Here is a 15,660-nt window from a genome sequence, read left to right as displayed (position 1 = left end):
CGCCTTCACTTGCGCCGCGGCGGCACCGCCGGCGTCGGCGCGCCGACGCGTTCAGCCAGCGTGGAAAAGACGCGCAGCGCGGCCTCGACGTCGGCATCCGCGATGCCTTCGTAGAGCTCGTTGCGCAGGTCGCGCAGCGTGACCTCGATCTGCTCGCAGGCGTCCGCGCCCAGCGCCGTGAGGTGCAGCGTCTTGGCGCGGCGGTCGTCGGGATCCTCGTGGCGCTCGATGAAGCCCCCGGTGATCAACTGGTCCACCGAGCGCGTCAGCGACGGTCCCTCGATGCCCAGCAGCGTCGCCAGCTCGCCTTGCCGCATCCCGTCGCCCTGCCGGCCGATCATCACCAGCGGCCAGGCCAGCGCCTGCGACAGGCCCACGTGCGCCATCGCCAGGTTGGCGCGGGCGCGGTACGCCCGCTCCAGCACCGGCAGCATCATGCCGAGCGTCATCAGGGCCGCTTCACGCGCAGTGCGGGTCAGCGAGCGGGTCGGCTTGTCCTTGGGGGTGTTCATGCCGGCCAGTTTAAATAGTTAGCTTGCTATCTATCTCTATGGGGTTATTGGGCGAAAGGCGAAATCCGGGAGGGAAGTCGAGTCGCCGTCTCGAGGCAGAAAGACAAACGGCCGGTCTTGTCGACCGGCCGTTGCTTTTTCGCGTCGCGGGCTGTCAAGCCCGTGTCACGGGTTCACGCCTCAGGCGCTGCGCTCATTCCTTGTCCTTGATCTGGAGCATGCGATTGGTGCGCAGCGCCACCAGGGTGACGATCGCGCCCGACAGCAGGTAGGCGGTCACCGCCCACAGGCCGAACTTGGCCGACAGCCCCAGCGCCACCAGCGGCGCGAAGGCGGCGCCGATGATCCAGGCCAGGTCCGAGGTCAGCGCCGCGCCGGTGTAGCGGAAGTGCGGCAGGAAGTTGGAGGTCACCGCGCCCGAGGACTGGCCGTAGGACAGGCCCAGCAGCACGAAGCCGACCAGGATGAAGATGTTCTGGCCCATCGCGCCGCTGTCCAGCAGGATCGGCGTGAACAGGCTGAAGATCCCGATCGTCGTGGCCAGGGTGCCCAGCGTGCTGCGCCGGCCGATGCGGTCCGCGATCATCCCGGAGATCGGCATCGCCGCCGCCGCCAGCAGGGCGCCGATGACCTGCACCGTCAGGAACTGGGTGACGTTCTGGTCGCCGTACAGCAGCACCCACGACAGCGGGAACACGGTCACGATGTGGAACAGCGCATAGCTGGCCAGCGCCGCGAACGCGCCGATGAACAGGTTGGCGCCTTGCTGGGCGAACAGCTCGTCGGTGTCGCAGGGGTCGAGCTCATGCTCCTCCATGTTCTTCTCGTACTCGTGCGTCACCACCAGCCGCAGCCGCGCGAACAGCGCCACGACGTTGATCGCGAAGGCCGCGAAGAAGGGATAGCGCCAGCCCCAGCTGAGGAAGTCGATCGGTTCCAGGCTGCTCCACAGGTAGGCATAGAGCGCGGCCGCGATCAGGAAGCCGATCGGCGCGCCGAGCTGCCCCAGCATCGCGTACCAGCCGCGGCGGCCTTCTGGCGCGTTCAGCGCCAGCAGCGAGGGCAGGCCGTCCCAGGAGCCGCCCAGTGCCAGGCCTTGTCCGATCCGGCAGGCGGCCAGCAGGGCGATGGCCGCACCGCCCCAGGTGTTGAAACCGGGCAGCACCGCGATCGTGCAGGTGGAGATGCCCAGCAGGAACAGCGCCACCGTCAGCTTCACGCTGCGGCCGAAGCGCCGTTGGATGTCCATCCCCACCAGCGTGCCGATGGGCCGCACCACGAAGGCCAGCGCCAGCAGCGCGAAGGCATACAACGTGCCCTCCAGCCGCTCCATGTGGGGGAAGAAGATGGACGGGAAGACCAGCACCGAGGCGATCCCGTAGACGAAGAAGTCGAAGTACTCCGACGCCCGCCCGATCACCACGCCGACGGCGATGTCGCCCGGGGCGATCGCGTCCTGCTCCTCCTGCGTGGCGACCCCGCTGCCGCGCGGCAGCGGCTGGCCCACGGTCGAGAGGTGTTGCCCGGCTGTCGAAAGGGTGCTGCTGTTCATACGTCTCCTACCTGGGACAAAATGTCCAATATTTGGTTTGAGTCAATCGGGCAAAATCTGCGCCCGGCGTGCAACGGTCGACAAGTGTCGTTTTCCCCTTTATCGCTTTCCCTCCAGAGGAAACCCCAGGTTTCGGACGGCGGGATCCCGCTGCGAGGAGGGGGCTCCGCGTGAACTACGCCTGCTGGTCTGCTGAAGTCCCATGTACCTCAAAGCCTCTCCAAAAACAAGTCTCGCCCGCCCACTCGCCCGTCTCGGGCTGCTGGCCCTGGCGCTGCCCCTGTCCGCCTGCAACATGGTCGTGATGAAGCCGTCCGGCGACATCGCGAACCAGCAGGCGCAACTCATCGTCGCCTCGACGCTGCTGATGCTGCTGATCATCGTCCCGGTGATCATCCTGACGCTCGTCTTCGCGTTCAGATACCGCGCGTCCAACACGCAGGCGACCTACTCGCCGGAGTGGGACCACTCGACGCGCCTGGAGCTGATCATCTGGGGCGCGCCGCTGCTGATCATCATCGCGCTGGGAGCGATGACCTGGATCTCGACGCACAAGCTCGATCCCTTCCGCCCGCTGGAGCGCCTGGACGCGCAGCGCCCGATCCCGGCCGGCGTGCAGCCGCTGACGGTCGAGGTCGTGGCGCTGGACTGGAAGTGGCTGTTCATCTACCCCGAGCAGGGCATCGCCACCGTCAACGAGCTGGCCGCGCCGGTGGATCGCCCGATCCACTTCAAGATCAGCTCGTCGACGGTGATGAACGCCTTCTACGTGCCCGCCATGGCCGGCATGATCTACGCGATGCCCGGCATGCAGAGCCAGTTGCACGCGGTGATCAACAAGCCCGGCGTGTACGACGGCTTCTCCGCCAACTTCAGCGGCGACGGCTTCTCGCACATGCGCTTCAAGTTCCATGGCCTGAGCAATGACGAGTTCTCCGCCTGGGTCGAGCGCAACAAGGCCGACGGCGTCGCGCTGACCAAGGAGCTGTACCTGGACCTGGAGAAGCCCTCCGAGCGCCAGCCGGTGCGCCGCTTCGCCAGCGTCGCGCCGGGTCTGTTCGACGCGGTCGTGAACCGCTGCGTCGACGGCACCAAGATGTGCATGGGCCAGATGATGGCCATCGACGCCGCAGGCGGCGGCGGCAAGGGCGCGATCGACGGCCTGGCCAGCAAGCCCTGGAGCAACGAGCAGAAGCGGATCTTCGTGGCCGCGCTGTGCACGCCTGACAACGCGGGGCAGTACGCGTCGCAATGGCAGGCCTCGGCCACCCGTAATTGATTGGCGTCCCCCCCGGCGCGACCGCGATGAGCAGCCGCGCCGGGACCGCAAGCACTACCGAGATCCAAGATGATTGACGCTCAAAAGCTCATCTTCGGACGCCTCAGCCTAGAGGCGCTTCCGCTCCACGAGCCGATCCTGGTCGGCACCTTCGCGATGGTCGTCCTGGGCGGCCTCTTCGTCCTCGCGATGATGACGAAGTACAAGCTCTGGGGCCCCTTCTGGCGTGACTGGGTGACCAGCATCGACCACAAGAAGATCGGCATCATGTACATCGTGCTGGGCCTGGTCATGCTGCTGCGTGGCTTCGCCGACGCGCTCATGATGCGCGCCCAGCAGGCGATCGCCTTCGGCGACCAGCTCGGCTTCCTGCCCCCGCATCACTACGACCAGGTCTTCACCGCCCACGGCGTGATCATGATCTTCTTCGTGGCGATGCCGCTGATCACCGGCTTCATGAACTACGTGGTGCCGCTGCAGATCGGCGCGCGCGACGTGGCCTTCCCGTTCCTGAACAACTTCAGCTTTTGGATGACCACCGGCGGCGCGGTGCTGGTGATGGCCTCGCTGTTCGTCGGCGAGTTCGCGCGCACCGGCTGGCTGGCATATCCGCCGCTGTCGGGCCTGCTCGCGAGTCCAGGGGTCGGGGTCGACTACTACATCTGGTCGCTGCAGGTGGCCGGCGTGGGGACGACGCTCTCAGGCATCAACCTGATCGCCACCATCATCAAGATGCGGGCGCCGGGCATGACCATGATGAAGATGCCGGTCTTCACCTGGACCTCGCTGTGCTCGAACATCCTGATCGTGGCCTCGTTCCCGATCCTGACCGCGGCCCTGGCGCTGCTGTCGCTGGACCGTTACGCCGGCACCAACTTCTTCACGACGGACCTCGGCGGCAACGCCATGATGTACGTCAACCTGATCTGGATCTGGGGCCACCCCGAGGTCTACATCCTGGTGCTGCCGGCCTTCGGCATCTTCTCGGAAGTCGTCTCGACCTTCAGCCAGAAGAAGCTGTTCGGCTACGCGTCGATGGTCTACGCGACCGTCGTCATCACGATCCTGTCGTACCTGGTGTGGCTGCACCACTTCTTCACGATGGGTTCGGGCGCGAGCGTCAACTCGTTCTTCGGCATCACGACGATGATCATCTCGATCCCGACGGGCGCGAAGATCTTCAACTGGCTCTTCACGATGTACCGCGGCCGCATCAAGTTCGAGGTCCCGATGTACTGGACCGTCGGCTTCATGGTCACCTTCGTGATCGGCGGCATGACGGGCGTGCTGCTGGCGGTGCCGCCGGCCGACTTCGTGCTGCACAACTCGCTGTTCCTGATCGCGCACTTCCACAACGTGATCATCGGCGGCGTGCTGTTCGGCCTGCTGGCGGGCATCTCGTACTGGTTCCCGAAGGCCTTCGGCTTCAAGCTGGACCCGTTCTGGGGCAAGGCCTCGTTCTGGTTCTGGCAGATCGGCTTCTTCGTCGCCTTCATGCCGCTGTACGTGCTCGGCCTGATGGGCGTGACGCGCCGCATGAGCCACTTCGACGATCCGTCGCTGCAGATCTGGTTCCAGATCGCCGCGCTGGGCGCGCTGCTGATCGCCGCGGGCATCGGCTGCTTCCTGATCCAGCTGGTGGTGTCGTTCCTCAAGCGCGAGCAGCTGCGTGACGTCGACGGCGATCCGTGGAACGGCCGCACGCTGGAGTGGTCGACCTCGTCGCCCCCGCCGCAGTACAACTTCGCGTTCACGCCGGTGGTCCACGACCACGACGCCTGGCACGACATGAAGACCCGCGGCCATCAGCGTCCGGTGGGCGGCTTCAAGGAGATCCACATGCCGAAGAACACCGGCGCGGGCGTGATCCTGGCCGGCCTGTCGACGCTGTTCGGTTTCGCCCTGATCTGGCACATGTGGCTGGTGGCGGGTGTCGCCTTCGCGGTGACCGTGATCGCCGCGATCGTCCACACCTTCAACTACAAGCGCGACTACTACATCCCCGCCGATGAAGTGGCCAGCACGGAGGACGCCCGCACGAAGGTGCTGGCCGCCCAGGCCTGAATCCGCAGCGAGCGATACCCAACATGCAAGCAACGACCATGACGAACAACACCGGCGCGCCGGTGTTCTACGACAACGGCGACCACCATCCGCAGCACGGCACGCTCCTCGGGTTCTGGATCTACCTGATGAGCGACTGCCTGATCTTCGCGGTGCTGTTCGCGACGTATGCGGTCCTGGGCCGCAGCTACGCGGCCGGCCCGTCGGGCGCAGACCTCTTCGACCTGCCGCTGGTGGCGCTCAACACCGGCTTCCTGCTGCTCTCGTCGATCACCTATGGCTTCGCCATGATCAAGATGCTGGGCAACAAGAAGTCCGGCACGCTGGCCTGGCTGGCGATCACCGGTGTGCTGGGCCTGTGCTTCCTGGCGGTGGAACTCTATGAGTTCGCGCACCTGATCCATGAAGGCGCGGGTCCGCAGCGCAGCGCCTTCCTGTCCTCCTTCTTCACGCTGGTGGGCACGCACGGCCTGCACGTCACCTTCGGCTGCATCTGGCTGGTGACGCTGATGGTCCAGGTGAGCAAGTTCGGCCTGACCAAGGAGAACAAGCGCCGCCTGATCTGCCTGTCGATGTTCTGGCACTTCCTGGACGTGATCTGGATCGGTGTCTTCACCTTCGTTTACCTGATGGGAGTGCTGCCGTGAGCGCCGACCACAACCACAAGCATGATTCGCAGGGCCACGACCAGGGCCATGGCCATCATCACGACCATGACCACGACGACGTCGGCTACCACGCCACCGTCAAGGGTTACCTGATCGGCTTCCTGCTGTCGGTGATCCTGACGGCCATCCCCTTCTTCCTGGTGATGACCAAGTCGATCGCATCGTCCCAGGCGATGGGCATCGTGCTGCTGATCTTCGCGGCGGTGCAGATCGTCGTGCACATGGTCTATTTCCTGCACATGAACTCGAAGGTCGAGGGCGGCTGGTCGATGCTGTCGCTGATCTTCACCATCGCCGTCGTGGTGATCATGCTGGCCGGCTCGATCTGGGTGATGTTCCACCTGAACAGCAACATGATGCCGGTCCACGACATGCGCAACATGCCCTGATGACCCCCGTTCATCCGGAACTGCCGCGGCCGCGCCGCAGCACCGCCTTCTGGGCGCTGCTGCTGGGCGCGGCCCTTTTGTTTGCGGCCTTCGTCGCGCTCGGCGCCTGGCAGCTGCAGCGGCTGGCCTGGAAGGAAGACCTGATCGCGCGGGTGGACAGGCGCCTGGCGGCTGAACCCGAACGCGCGCCCGGCGCGGACCGCTGGGACGCGATCACGAAGGCCGATGACGAGTACCGCAAGGTCGTGCTCAACGGCACCTTCGACCACTCGCGCGAGACCCTGGTCGGCGCGAGTACCGAGCTGGGCACCGGCTACTGGGTGCTGACGCCGCTGCGGACGGTGCGCGGCGACTGGGTGCTGGTCAACCGCGGCTTCGTGCCGCCGGAATTCAAGACGCGCGCGTCGCGCACCGCGTCGGAGACGCAGGGCGAGGACCGCGTCGTCGGGCTGCTGCGGCTGACCGAACCCGGCGGCAGCCTGCTCCGCAAGAACGACCCGGCGCAGGAGCGCTGGTACTCCCGCGACGTCGAGGCGATCGCCCGTGCGCGCCGGATCGTCGAGGGCCCCGTGGCGCCGTACTTCGTCGACGCCGCCGCGGCGGACGACCAGACGCGCTGGCCGCGCGGCGGGCTGACGGTGGTGCGCTTCAACAACCATCACCTGCAGTACGCGCTGACCTGGTTCGCGATGGCTCTGATGACCGCCGGCATCGGCGTGTGGCTGTGGCGGGTCGAACGCCGCCGCGCGCTCGGCCTGGATGCGGCCGCGGACTGAGGCCGGGACCATGCCGCTGAGCCGTCCCGATCCGGACGACGACCACCCCGACGACAGTCGCTACCTGGACGGCGCCGCCGGGGCGCTGGGCATCGAGGAGTCCTCCGGCGAGGGCCGCGCGCTGCAGGCCGGTCGCAACAACCTGCAGCAACTGGTGCAGCTGCGCTGGCTGGCGGCGGCCGGCCAGTTCGCGACCGTGCTCTCGGTGCACCATGCGCTGCACATCCGGCTGCCGATGCCGGAGATGCTGACGCTGCTGGCGGTGCTGGTGCTCTTCAACCTGGCCTGCTGGCTGCGCACGCGCTGGGTGCCCAGCGTGCGCAATGCCGAGCTCTTCGCCGGGCTGCTCGTCGACATCGCGGTGCTGAGCGGCCAGCTCTACTACAGCGGCGGCGTCACCAATCCCTTCATCTTCCTGTTCCTGCTGCAGATCGCGGTGGGCGCGGTGCTGCTGCCCTCGCGCTACATCTGGTTCACCGTGGCGGTGACCGGCGGCTGCTTCGTCGCGCTGACCCAGTGGCACCTGCCGCTGCTGGTGCCCGACATGGAAGGGCTGTCGCTGCCGACGCATTACATCGGCGGCCTGCTCATCTGCTTCGCGATCAATGCGTCCCTGCTGGTGATCTTCATCCAGCGCATCGGGCGCAACCTGCGCCAGCGGGACGCGCGCCTGGCCGACCTGCGCCAGCGCGCGGCCGAGGAGGAACACATCGTCCGCATGGGCCTGCTGGCCTCGGGCGCCGCGCATGAACTCGGCACGCCGCTGGCGACGCTGTCGGTGATCCTCGGGGACTGGTCGCGGATGGCGCCCTTCGCCGGCGACCCCGAACTGCGCGAAGAGATCGAGGAGATGCAGGTGCAGCTGAGGCGCTGCAAGGCGATCGTCAGCGGGATCCTGATGTCGGCCGGCGAGTTGCGCGGCGAGGCGCCGGTGGTGACGACGCTGCAGGCCTTCCTCGACGACCTGGTCACCCACTGGCGCGCGACGCGGACGCATCACGGGCTGGATTACCAGCCGGACGCGGACCTGCCGAAGGTGCGCATCGTGTCGGATGTCGGCCTCAAGCAGATGATCGACAACGTGCTCGACAACGCGCTGGAGGCCGCGCCGGGCCGGCCGGTGTCATTGCGCGCGCTGATCGAGGACGGCCAGCTGGTGCTGCGCATCACCGATCATGGCGCCGGTTTCCTGCCGGAGATGCTGGAGCGCTTCGGCAAGCCGTATCAATCGAGCAAGGGCCGGCCGGGCGGCGGACTGGGGCTGTTCCTCGCGCTGAACGTCGTGCGCTCGCTGGGCGGGCGCCTGCAGGCGCGCAACCGGCCGGCGGAGGAGGGCGGCGGCGCCGAGGTCGAGATCCGCATGCCCCTGTCCGCGCTCGAGCCTCTTGGACTCCCTGACAATGCCGCTCATGACGCCGGATGACCTTGCCTCCGATACCGACCGCCTGCTGTTGATCGTCGAGGACGACGACGCCTTCGCGCGCACGCTGTCGCGTTCGTTCGAACGCCGCGGCTACCAGGTGCTGCGGGCGACGACGGTGGAGCAGGTGCAGAAGCTGCTGGCCGAGCGCGGCCCCGAGGAATCGCCGGAGTACGCGGTCGTCGACCTGAAGCTCGCCGGTGGCGGCTCGGGGCTGGCCTGCGTGCAGACGCTGCACGAGCACGATGCCGAGATGGTGATCGTGGTGCTGACCGGCTACGCGAGCATCGCGACGGCGGTGGAGGCGATCAAGCTGGGGGCCCGGCATTACCTCGCCAAGCCGGCGAACACCGACGACATCGAGGCCGCCTTCGCGCGGGCCCAGGGCGATGCCGACGTCGAGGTCACCGAGCGCGCGACCACCTCGATCAAGACGCTGGAGTGGGAGCACATCCACGAGACGCTGGCGGCGACCGACTTCAACATCTCGGAGACCGCGCGCCGGCTGGGCATGCACCGCCGCACGCTGGCGAGAAAGCTGGAGAAGCAGCGGGTGAAGTGAGGCGTGAGGCGGAGCGGAGCGCGAAAAGCGAAGCGCCAAATGCGAAGCGCCAAATGCGAAAAGCGCCGGGACCGTCGGCGCGCTGAAACGACACAGGGGCCGCGAGGGCCTCTGATCATTGGCGAGCGCGGAACGCTCAGTTCGTGCGGGTCGCCGCCGGCGCGCGCACCACGCGGGCCTTGCCGCCGGTGGTGACGATGATCACCGGTTCGCCGGAGACCCAGTTCTCGTTGCCCTGGGCCTGCACGATCGCGCGGCGTTCACCGTTGCGCAACTGCAGCAGGATCTCGACCGCCTGCTCCTTGGTCACGCCGCGCTCGACCGCATTTCCGAGCGCCGCACCGGCCACCGCGCCGAGCACGCCGACGATCACGCCCTCGCGGCTGCCGCCAACGCTGCCACCTGCCACGCCGCCGACGACCGCGCCGGTCACCGCGCCGGCGCCGCTCTGCGAGCCGTCCACCGTCACCGGCCGCACCGACAGCACGGTCGCATCCTGCACCTGCGACAGCCGCTGCGCGTCACCGCGCTGGATGACGTCCGGGTTCGTTGTGGAACAGGCGGCCAGGGCGGCCACCAGGGTGGCAATCAGCAGCTTCTTCATCTCGTCTCTCCAAATCGATGCCCCGGCCAACGACGACCGGTGACATTCCGTTGACCGCGCAACAAGTCTTTACCTCGACGCCATCGGGCTTCCCGCGCGGGAATGGCGCGTGGGGCCACTCTAGCGGCGCCGCCTTTGAAGGCTCTTAAGCGCGAGGTAACACCAGCACCGTCAGCGCGGGAAAGGCAGCGCCCCACACACGTTCCGTGTCGGCCTCACGACGCATACAAGCGCGACGACTTGGGCACGCTCGCGAGCAGGAACTCCATCTGGTCCGCCAGGATGCGCCGGCCGCGCAGGATCATGTCTTCGTGCAGGCTGGGCACGTAGGGCAGGTAGAGCAGCGCCATGCGCGCCTCCTCGGGCGTGCGGTTGCCCTTGCGGCCATTGCAGGCGCGGCAGGCGGTGATGCAGTTCATCCACGAATCCCGCCCGTTGCGCGAGACCGGCTGGATGTGCTCGCGGGTCAGCAGGTCGGCGTGGAAGCGGTGGCCGCAGTAGGCGCAGACATGCCGGTCACGCGCGAACAGCTTGAAGTTGGACAGCGCCGGCGCCTGGCGCCAGGCGCGGCTGGGAATGGCGCCGCGCACGGCGACGATCGGATGCAGCTCGATGCGGGATTGCAGGCCGGACAGCCGTTGGTAGCCCCCGCGCAGCACGTGGAAGGGCTCGCCCAGCGTCCACGCGATCGCGTCGCTGGCATACAGCACCGCTGCTTCCTTCGTCGAGATCCAGGCCTGCGGTCGGCCCGAGATGTCCAGCTGCAGAACGTCCACGGTCGTTGACCTCCAGCGACAAAGGGTAATCCAGTCGCAGGGGGCAACTCAAGTGCCGGACGCGCAGGATCGCGCCGCCGAGACGAAATTCAGGCTGTTCGCCCAACATAGTCGCCCGATCGCCGAGGTTCAAGGCGATGACCCGCCGGAGCGGGCCGGCTCGTCCGGGCCGGGCGCGGTGTCGCCTCGTCGTCACGGACCGGGGCGCGTCCCTACGGCAGGCGGCCGAGCGCGCGCAATTCCGCGAGCGTGACCAAGCCCCTCGCCGACAGCGCGTCGTCAGGCAACTGGGCACGGCCAAGGCGTAAGGCCGACCCCTGCAGCTCCGGACGCCCGCCCAGCGGCGGGGCGTCCTCCCCGTCGATCTGGGCGATGCAGAGCCGCCCGCCTTCGGAGGTCCCGAGCCAGCCCACCAGGTCGCCGCCGTCCAGGCTGGCGATCAAGCGGGCCGCCAGCGGTTGCAGCGCCTCGGCGCTGCCGGCCAGCACATGCACGACCACATCGGAGCCGTCGCGCACCGCCAGCCGCACCATCTGGTCAAGGCGTTCATGCAGGGCCACCGCATCGAACGGACGCGGCGCCGGCACCTCCGGCTGGCCGGTCAACTGCCGCAGCATGAGCTCCAGTTCCTCCGCCTTGTCGAAGAAGCCGTCGGCGCCGGCCGCCAGCACCGCGGCGCGGTAGGCCTCGGTCTGGTGGGACAGCACATGCACCTGGCCGAGATAGCCCTGCTTGCGCAGCGCCTTGAGCACCGCGATGCCGGAGCCGCCCTGCGCGAGCGAGAGGTCCAGCAGCACCGCGTCCGGCTGCAGGTAGCCGATCAGCGTCAGCGCGGTCGCCTCGTCGGCCGCCTCGCCGACGACTCGCAGCCCGGGCACCGCGTCCAGCCGCTGCAGCAGCTGGCGGCGGATGGTGAAGGAGTCCTCGACGAGGACCACGGTCAATGGGGTCGCATTCGCTTGCATCGTGCTGTCGCCTCTCCCTCGTCAGGCGGTGTCAATCGTCCAAGGGGTCGAGGTCGCCCCAGCTGGTGCGGCTGATCGCGCGTTTCACCTCGTCCATGAAATGGCCTTGCGGGCCGGCCGGCGCGCGCGCCGCGCCCGGCGGCGCCGGCACTGGCGTGCCGCCGGCGGCGGCCGTCTCCCGGTTGACGGTGGCGCGCTGCACATGGCGGTTGAGCAGCTCGCGGTCGCGGGTCGTGAGTTGCGAGGCGGCCACCACGATCACCGGGATCGCAGCCGTCAGCGGATCCCGCTGCAGCGCCTCGACCACGCCGATGCCATCGACCTCCGCCATCAGCAGGTCCAGCACGATCAGGTCGGGCACGTGGCGGCGGGCCAGCTCGATGCCTTCCTTGCCCCCCGTGGCCCGCAGCACCGAGAAGCCGGGCTGCGACAGGTGCGCGCTCAGCGACTGCAACTCGCCGGGCGCGTCGCTGATGGCCAGTACCAGGAACTTGCGCGTCGCGGTCGGCTTGAAGCCGAGCATCTCCAGTTCCTTGCTCAGCGCCTTGCGCGACACCGGCTTGTGCAGCACCGCGGAGGCGCCCAGCGACAGGGCCACTTCCTGCCCCGCATCCACCGACACAACGACGACCGGGATGTGCGCCCAGCCCGGCAGGTTCTTCAGCCGCGACAGCAGGTCCCAGCCGTCGAGGCCAGGCAGATTCACCTCCAGCGTGATCAGCTCGGGCCGCAGGTGAGGGGCGAGCTCCAGCGCCGCCTCGGCCGAGGCGACGTGCCGCACCCGGAAACCCGCCGCCTTGAGCTGCGTCTGCATCAGCGCCGCGGCCTGCTCGTTGTGCTCGATCACCAGCGCGAGCGGGCGCTCGCCGGTCTCGTCGGGCAGGATGACGTCCGGGATCACCGGCTCGCGCCACGGCAGCCAGCAGGTGAAGCAACTGCCCTTGTCGGGCTGGCTGCTCACCGCCACCGCGCCGTCATGCAGTTGAACCAGGCGTGCCACCGTCGCCAGGCCCAGGCCGGTGCCCTCCACCTTGTGCGTCAGCACGTTGCGGATCTGGTTGAAGGGCTGGAACAGCTTTTCCAGACCGTCCGGCGGGATGCCGATGCCGGTGTCGGTGACGCTGATCTGGACGAACTCGGCGTACTCGCTGTCGGGCAGCTCCGAGCGCCGCCCGGTCGGGAATCCCGGCAGCGCCTCGCGGGCACGCGCCCGCGACACCCGCCGCGCCTCGAGCCGGATGTTGCCGCCCTTGGGCGTGAACTTGGCCGCGTTGGACAGCAGGTTGTAGATGATCTGCCGCAGCCGGCGGCGATCCACGCACAGCCGCTGGTTGCCGCCGACGCCGAAGAAGCTCATCTCGATGCGGTTCAGCCGGGCCCGTTCCTGGACGATCGCGAGCGCGTCGCGCAGCAGCTCGTCGAGCTCGACCGGCTCGATGTCGAGGTCGACGCGGCCGGCCTCGATCTTGGCCATGTCCAGCAGGTCGTTGACCAGCGAGAGCAGATGCTGACCGGCGTTGTGGATGTGGCCGCAGAACTCGGCCTGCCGATCGCTGACGGGACCGGCGGCGCCGTCGCGCATCAGCTGGGCGAAGCCGATCACCGCGTTCAGCGGCGTGCGCAGCTCGTGCGACATCGTCGACAGGAAGGCGGTCTTGGCGCTGCTGGCGCGGCTGAGCTCGGCATTGAGCTGTTCCAGCGCGTCATTGCGCTGCTGCAGTGCCGCCAGCAGCTCGGCGCGGCTGTCGGCCAGCTCGCGCGCGGCGCGCGCCTCGGCGGCTTCCATCGCGCTGTTATGCAGCTCGGCATGGACGCGCCGGGCCTCGTCCTCGAACTGCTTGCGGCGCAGCTGGGCGCGCAGCCGCGCCTTGAGCAGCTCCACCTCGCCGTTGGCCTTGACGACGTAGTCGTCGGCGCCGGCTTCCAGGCCGGCCAGCATCGACGCGCGGCCCTCGAAGGCGGTGAGCAGCAGCACCGGGATGTCGCGCAGCGAAGGCGCGGACTTGATGCGCCGGCAGGTCTCCAGGCCACCGATGCCCGGCATCTGCACATCCAGCAGCACCGCGTCCACCGCCTGCACCGCGAGCAGCTCCAGCGCCTGCTCGCCGCTGGCCGCGGCGATGACGTCGTAGCCGTCGTCGCGCAGCAGCGCGCCGAGCTCGGCCAGCACGTTGGCGCTGTCGTCCACCAGCAGCAGCCGCTTCGGGCCCAGCAGGCTGGCGCCCTGCTCGGGCAGGCTGGCCTTGGCGCTGCGCAGCATCGCCGCGACCCGCGCCAGGATCAGGTCGACATCGTCCTGCTTGCGGGCGAAGGCGTCGGCGCCGGCCTCCAGCGCGCGCAGCTCGGCCTCGGGGCCCTCGTCGGCCGTCAGCAGCAGGCAGGGCGTGTGCCGCAGCGCCGGATCGAGGCGCAGCCGTCGGATCACCGCCGCGCCGTCGATGCCGGGCATGTGCTGGTCGACGATCACTGCGTTCGGGCGCAGTGCCGCGGCCTGGCGCAGGCCTTCCTCGCCGTGCGCGGCGGTGTGGATGTCATAGCCGTGCGGCTCCAACGCGTCGCGCAGCGCCTCGCGGAAGGTCTCGCTGTCGTCGATCAGCAGCACCGAGGCGAGATGCGGCGCGGGCGTCGCCTGCCGGGCTTGCCGCTGGCGGACCAGCTCGCGCGCACGGTCGATGACGTAGAGGCGGTCATAGGGCTTGCCGACGTACTCGTCGGCGCCGTGGGCCAGGCCGCGCAGCCGGTCGCTGGCCTGCGAGGCGTTGGACAGGATCAGCACGACGCAGTCGCCGCCCTGCGGCGCCGCTCGCAGCTCCGGCAGCCAGGCGCCGCCGTCGCCGTCGGGCAGCAGGTTGTCCAGCAGCACCAGCGCGGGCACGCCCTCGGCCAGCGCGGCACGGGCCTGGGCCAGCGTCGCGCACTCGACGCAGTCGAAGCCGGCGTCCTCAAGCGCCTCCCGCAGGTCCATCCGCACCGTGAGGCTGTCCTCGACGATGAAGGTTCTCTTGTTCATGTGTGGGCTCCTCCCCAGGCCATACCGCTCAAGCCCATCAGGGCGGGGCCGATGTCGGCCAGCGGCAGCACGCGCTCCGCGGCGCCCAGCTGGGCGGCTTCGCGCGGCATGCCGTAGACCATCGAACTGGCTTCGTCCTGCGCCAGCGTCGCGCCGCCGGCGCGGCGGATCGCGAGCAGGCCCTGCGCGCCGTCGCGGCCCATGCCGGTCAGCAGCGCCGCGGCGGTGCCCGGGCCGTTCTCGGCGGCCAGCGATTCGAACAGCACGTCCACCGACGGCCGGCACGAGTGCCGCGGCGGCGCATGGCTGAGCTCGAGCACGCCGGCGCGCAGCACCAGGTGCACGTCGGGTGGCGCCAGCACCACCTGGCCGGCCAGGTCGCGCAGGCGCTCGCCGCCATGGGCATAGCGCACGCGATGCGGCGTCTGCGCGTCCAGCCATTCGGCGAAGCCGCGGCTGAACACCGCGTTGATGTGCATCACGATCAGCACCGGCAGCGGCGCCGGCGCCGGCAGCGATTGCAACACCTTCATCAGCGCGCCCGGGCCGCCGGTCGATGCGCCCAGCGCCAGCAGCGCGCGCGTGGGCGCCGGCGCCAGGGGCGCGGGCCCTGTGGCCGGGCGTCCGCCCAGGCGGGCGCGCACATGCGTGATGACCCGGATCCGCGCTACCAGCCGCAGCAGCGTCACATAGTTCCGCTCCCACTCGCCCTCGGGTGCGCCCGCGTCGGGCTTCTCCAGCACCTCGACGGCGCCGGCGGCCAGCGCCTCGTAGGTGCGAAGCACCTCGCCGCGATTGGTCGACGACGAGACGATGAGGATCGGCGTCGGGCAGTGGGCCATGATGGCCTCGGTCGCTGCCTGGCCGTCCACGCCGGGCAGCATCATGTCCATCGACACGACGTCCGGCCGCAGCCGCTGGCACAGCGCCACCGCCTGCGCGCCGTCGTGGGCCTCGCCGACGATCTCGATGTCGCTGTGCGCGGCGAGCACCTCGCGGATGTGGGCCAGCACCGTGATCGAGTCTTCCACGACCAGCACCCGCAGCGGCTTGGCCGGCCCGGCGCCGGCCGGTGGCGTCGCG

At 68.9% G+C, this 15,660-nt stretch carries 14 protein-coding genes; 7 read left to right on the top strand and 7 right to left on the bottom strand.

The window, feature by feature from the left end; all coding sequences use genetic code 11:
- Positions 1–5: 5 nt before the first annotated feature.
- Both CS062_RS13765 and CS062_RS13760 read right to left on the bottom strand, forming a co-directional pair.
- Positions 6–512, bottom strand: a complete 507-nt coding sequence (locus CS062_RS13765) for a MarR family winged helix-turn-helix transcriptional regulator (RefSeq protein WP_233218053.1) — start codon at positions 510–512, stop codon at positions 6–8.
- A 193-nt stretch (positions 513–705) separates the two neighbouring features.
- Positions 706–2,064 (bottom strand): MFS transporter, encoded by a 1,359-nt coding sequence (locus CS062_RS13760; protein ID WP_099862190.1) that lies wholly within the window; start codon positions 2,062–2,064, stop codon positions 706–708.
- 202 nt (positions 2,065–2,266) lie between these two features.
- On the opposite strand from CS062_RS13760, the gene cyoA reads away from it, so the two are divergent.
- The 7 genes from cyoA to CS062_RS13725 all read left to right on the top strand — a co-directional run bounded on the left by cyoA (position 2,267) and on the right by CS062_RS13725 (position 9,222).
- Positions 2,267–3,343, top strand: a complete 1,077-nt coding sequence (gene cyoA / locus CS062_RS13755; protein ID WP_099862189.1) for a ubiquinol oxidase subunit II — start codon at positions 2,267–2,269, stop codon at positions 3,341–3,343.
- A gap of 69 nt (positions 3,344–3,412) precedes the next feature.
- Positions 3,413–5,407, top strand: a complete 1,995-nt coding sequence (cyoB, locus tag CS062_RS13750; RefSeq protein ID WP_099862188.1) for a cytochrome o ubiquinol oxidase subunit I — start codon at positions 3,413–3,415, stop codon at positions 5,405–5,407.
- 38 nt (positions 5,408–5,445) lie between these two features.
- Positions 5,446–6,054: a cytochrome o ubiquinol oxidase subunit III gene (cyoC, locus tag CS062_RS13745; protein WP_091726218.1), complete on the top strand. Its 609-nt coding sequence runs from the start codon at positions 5,446–5,448 to the stop codon at positions 6,052–6,054.
- A complete protein-coding gene (gene cyoD, locus CS062_RS13740) occupies positions 6,051–6,464 on the top strand; it encodes a cytochrome o ubiquinol oxidase subunit IV (protein WP_099862187.1) in 414 nt (137 codons plus the stop codon). Before cyoC ends, cyoD begins: the two co-directional genes overlap by 4 nt.
- Positions 6,464–7,240 (top strand): SURF1 family protein, encoded by a 777-nt coding sequence (locus CS062_RS13735; RefSeq protein WP_099862186.1) that lies wholly within the window; start codon positions 6,464–6,466, stop codon positions 7,238–7,240. The genes cyoD and CS062_RS13735 overlap by 1 nt, the downstream gene beginning before the upstream one ends.
- A 10-nt stretch (positions 7,241–7,250) precedes the next feature.
- A complete protein-coding gene (locus tag CS062_RS13730; protein ID WP_099862185.1) occupies positions 7,251–8,663 on the top strand; it encodes an ATP-binding protein in 1,413 nt (470 codons plus the stop codon).
- Positions 8,650–9,222, top strand: a complete 573-nt coding sequence (locus tag CS062_RS13725; RefSeq protein ID WP_099862217.1) for a response regulator transcription factor — start codon at positions 8,650–8,652, stop codon at positions 9,220–9,222. The genes CS062_RS13730 and CS062_RS13725 overlap by 14 nt, the downstream gene beginning before the upstream one ends.
- A gap of 136 nt (positions 9,223–9,358) precedes the next feature.
- On the opposite strand, the gene CS062_RS13720 is transcribed toward CS062_RS13725, so the two are convergent.
- The 5 genes from CS062_RS13720 to cheB all read right to left on the bottom strand — a co-directional run.
- On the bottom strand, positions 9,359–9,826 hold the full coding sequence (locus CS062_RS13720) for an outer membrane lipoprotein (protein WP_099862184.1): 468 nt from the start codon (positions 9,824–9,826) through the stop codon (positions 9,359–9,361).
- A gap of 215 nt (positions 9,827–10,041) precedes the next feature.
- Positions 10,042–10,602: an HNH endonuclease gene (locus CS062_RS13715; protein WP_099862183.1), complete on the bottom strand. Its 561-nt coding sequence runs from the start codon at positions 10,600–10,602 to the stop codon at positions 10,042–10,044.
- A 212-nt stretch (positions 10,603–10,814) separates the two neighbouring features.
- Positions 10,815–11,567, bottom strand: coding sequence for a response regulator (locus CS062_RS13710; protein ID WP_099862182.1), 753 nt, complete (start codon positions 11,565–11,567; stop codon positions 10,815–10,817).
- A 31-nt stretch (positions 11,568–11,598) separates the two neighbouring features.
- Positions 11,599–14,577, bottom strand: a complete 2,979-nt coding sequence (locus CS062_RS13705) for a response regulator (RefSeq protein WP_099862181.1) — start codon at positions 14,575–14,577, stop codon at positions 11,599–11,601.
- The coding region (cheB, locus tag CS062_RS13700) for a chemotaxis-specific protein-glutamate methyltransferase CheB (RefSeq protein ID WP_368372856.1) at positions 14,574–15,660 on the bottom strand (1,087 nt) is incomplete at its 5' end. The genes cheB and CS062_RS13705, both read right to left, overlap by 4 nt.

Origin of the sequence: Roseateles chitinivorans, assembly GCF_002761755.1 — a bacterium.
GTDB lineage: Bacteria > Pseudomonadota > Gammaproteobacteria > Burkholderiales > Burkholderiaceae_C > Roseateles > Roseateles chitinivorans.
The sequence above is the reverse complement of the archived record's forward strand: the minus strand, read 5'-3'. Positions and strand labels throughout refer to the sequence as shown.

What these genes read in the sequence shown, in the direction of transcription:
- CS062_RS13760 (WP_099862190.1), bottom strand. Translation starts at nt 2,064, where the DNA reads ATGAACAGCAGCACCCTTTCGACAGCCGGGCAACACCTCTCGACCGTG.
- CS062_RS13710 (WP_099862182.1), bottom strand. Translation starts at nt 11,567, where the DNA reads ATGCAAGCGAATGCGACCCCATTGACCGTGGTCCTCGTCGAGGACTCC.
- cyoC (WP_091726218.1), top strand. Translation starts at nt 5,446, where the DNA reads ATGACGAACAACACCGGCGCGCCGGTGTTCTACGACAACGGCGACCAC.
- CS062_RS13705 (WP_099862181.1), bottom strand. Translation starts at nt 14,577, where the DNA reads ATGAACAAGAGAACCTTCATCGTCGAGGACAGCCTCACGGTGCGGATG.
- cyoB (WP_099862188.1), top strand. Translation starts at nt 3,413, where the DNA reads ATGATTGACGCTCAAAAGCTCATCTTCGGACGCCTCAGCCTAGAGGCG.
- CS062_RS13735 (WP_099862186.1), top strand. Translation starts at nt 6,464, where the DNA reads ATGACCCCCGTTCATCCGGAACTGCCGCGGCCGCGCCGCAGCACCGCC.
- cyoA (WP_099862189.1), top strand. Translation starts at nt 2,267, where the DNA reads ATGTACCTCAAAGCCTCTCCAAAAACAAGTCTCGCCCGCCCACTCGCC.
- CS062_RS13725 (WP_099862217.1), top strand. Translation starts at nt 8,650, where the DNA reads ATGACGCCGGATGACCTTGCCTCCGATACCGACCGCCTGCTGTTGATC.
- CS062_RS13720 (WP_099862184.1), bottom strand. Translation starts at nt 9,826, where the DNA reads ATGAAGAAGCTGCTGATTGCCACCCTGGTGGCCGCCCTGGCCGCCTGT.
- CS062_RS13765 (WP_233218053.1), bottom strand. Translation starts at nt 512, where the DNA reads ATGAACACCCCCAAGGACAAGCCGACCCGCTCGCTGACCCGCACTGCG.
- CS062_RS13730 (WP_099862185.1), top strand. Translation starts at nt 7,251, where the DNA reads ATGCCGCTGAGCCGTCCCGATCCGGACGACGACCACCCCGACGACAGT.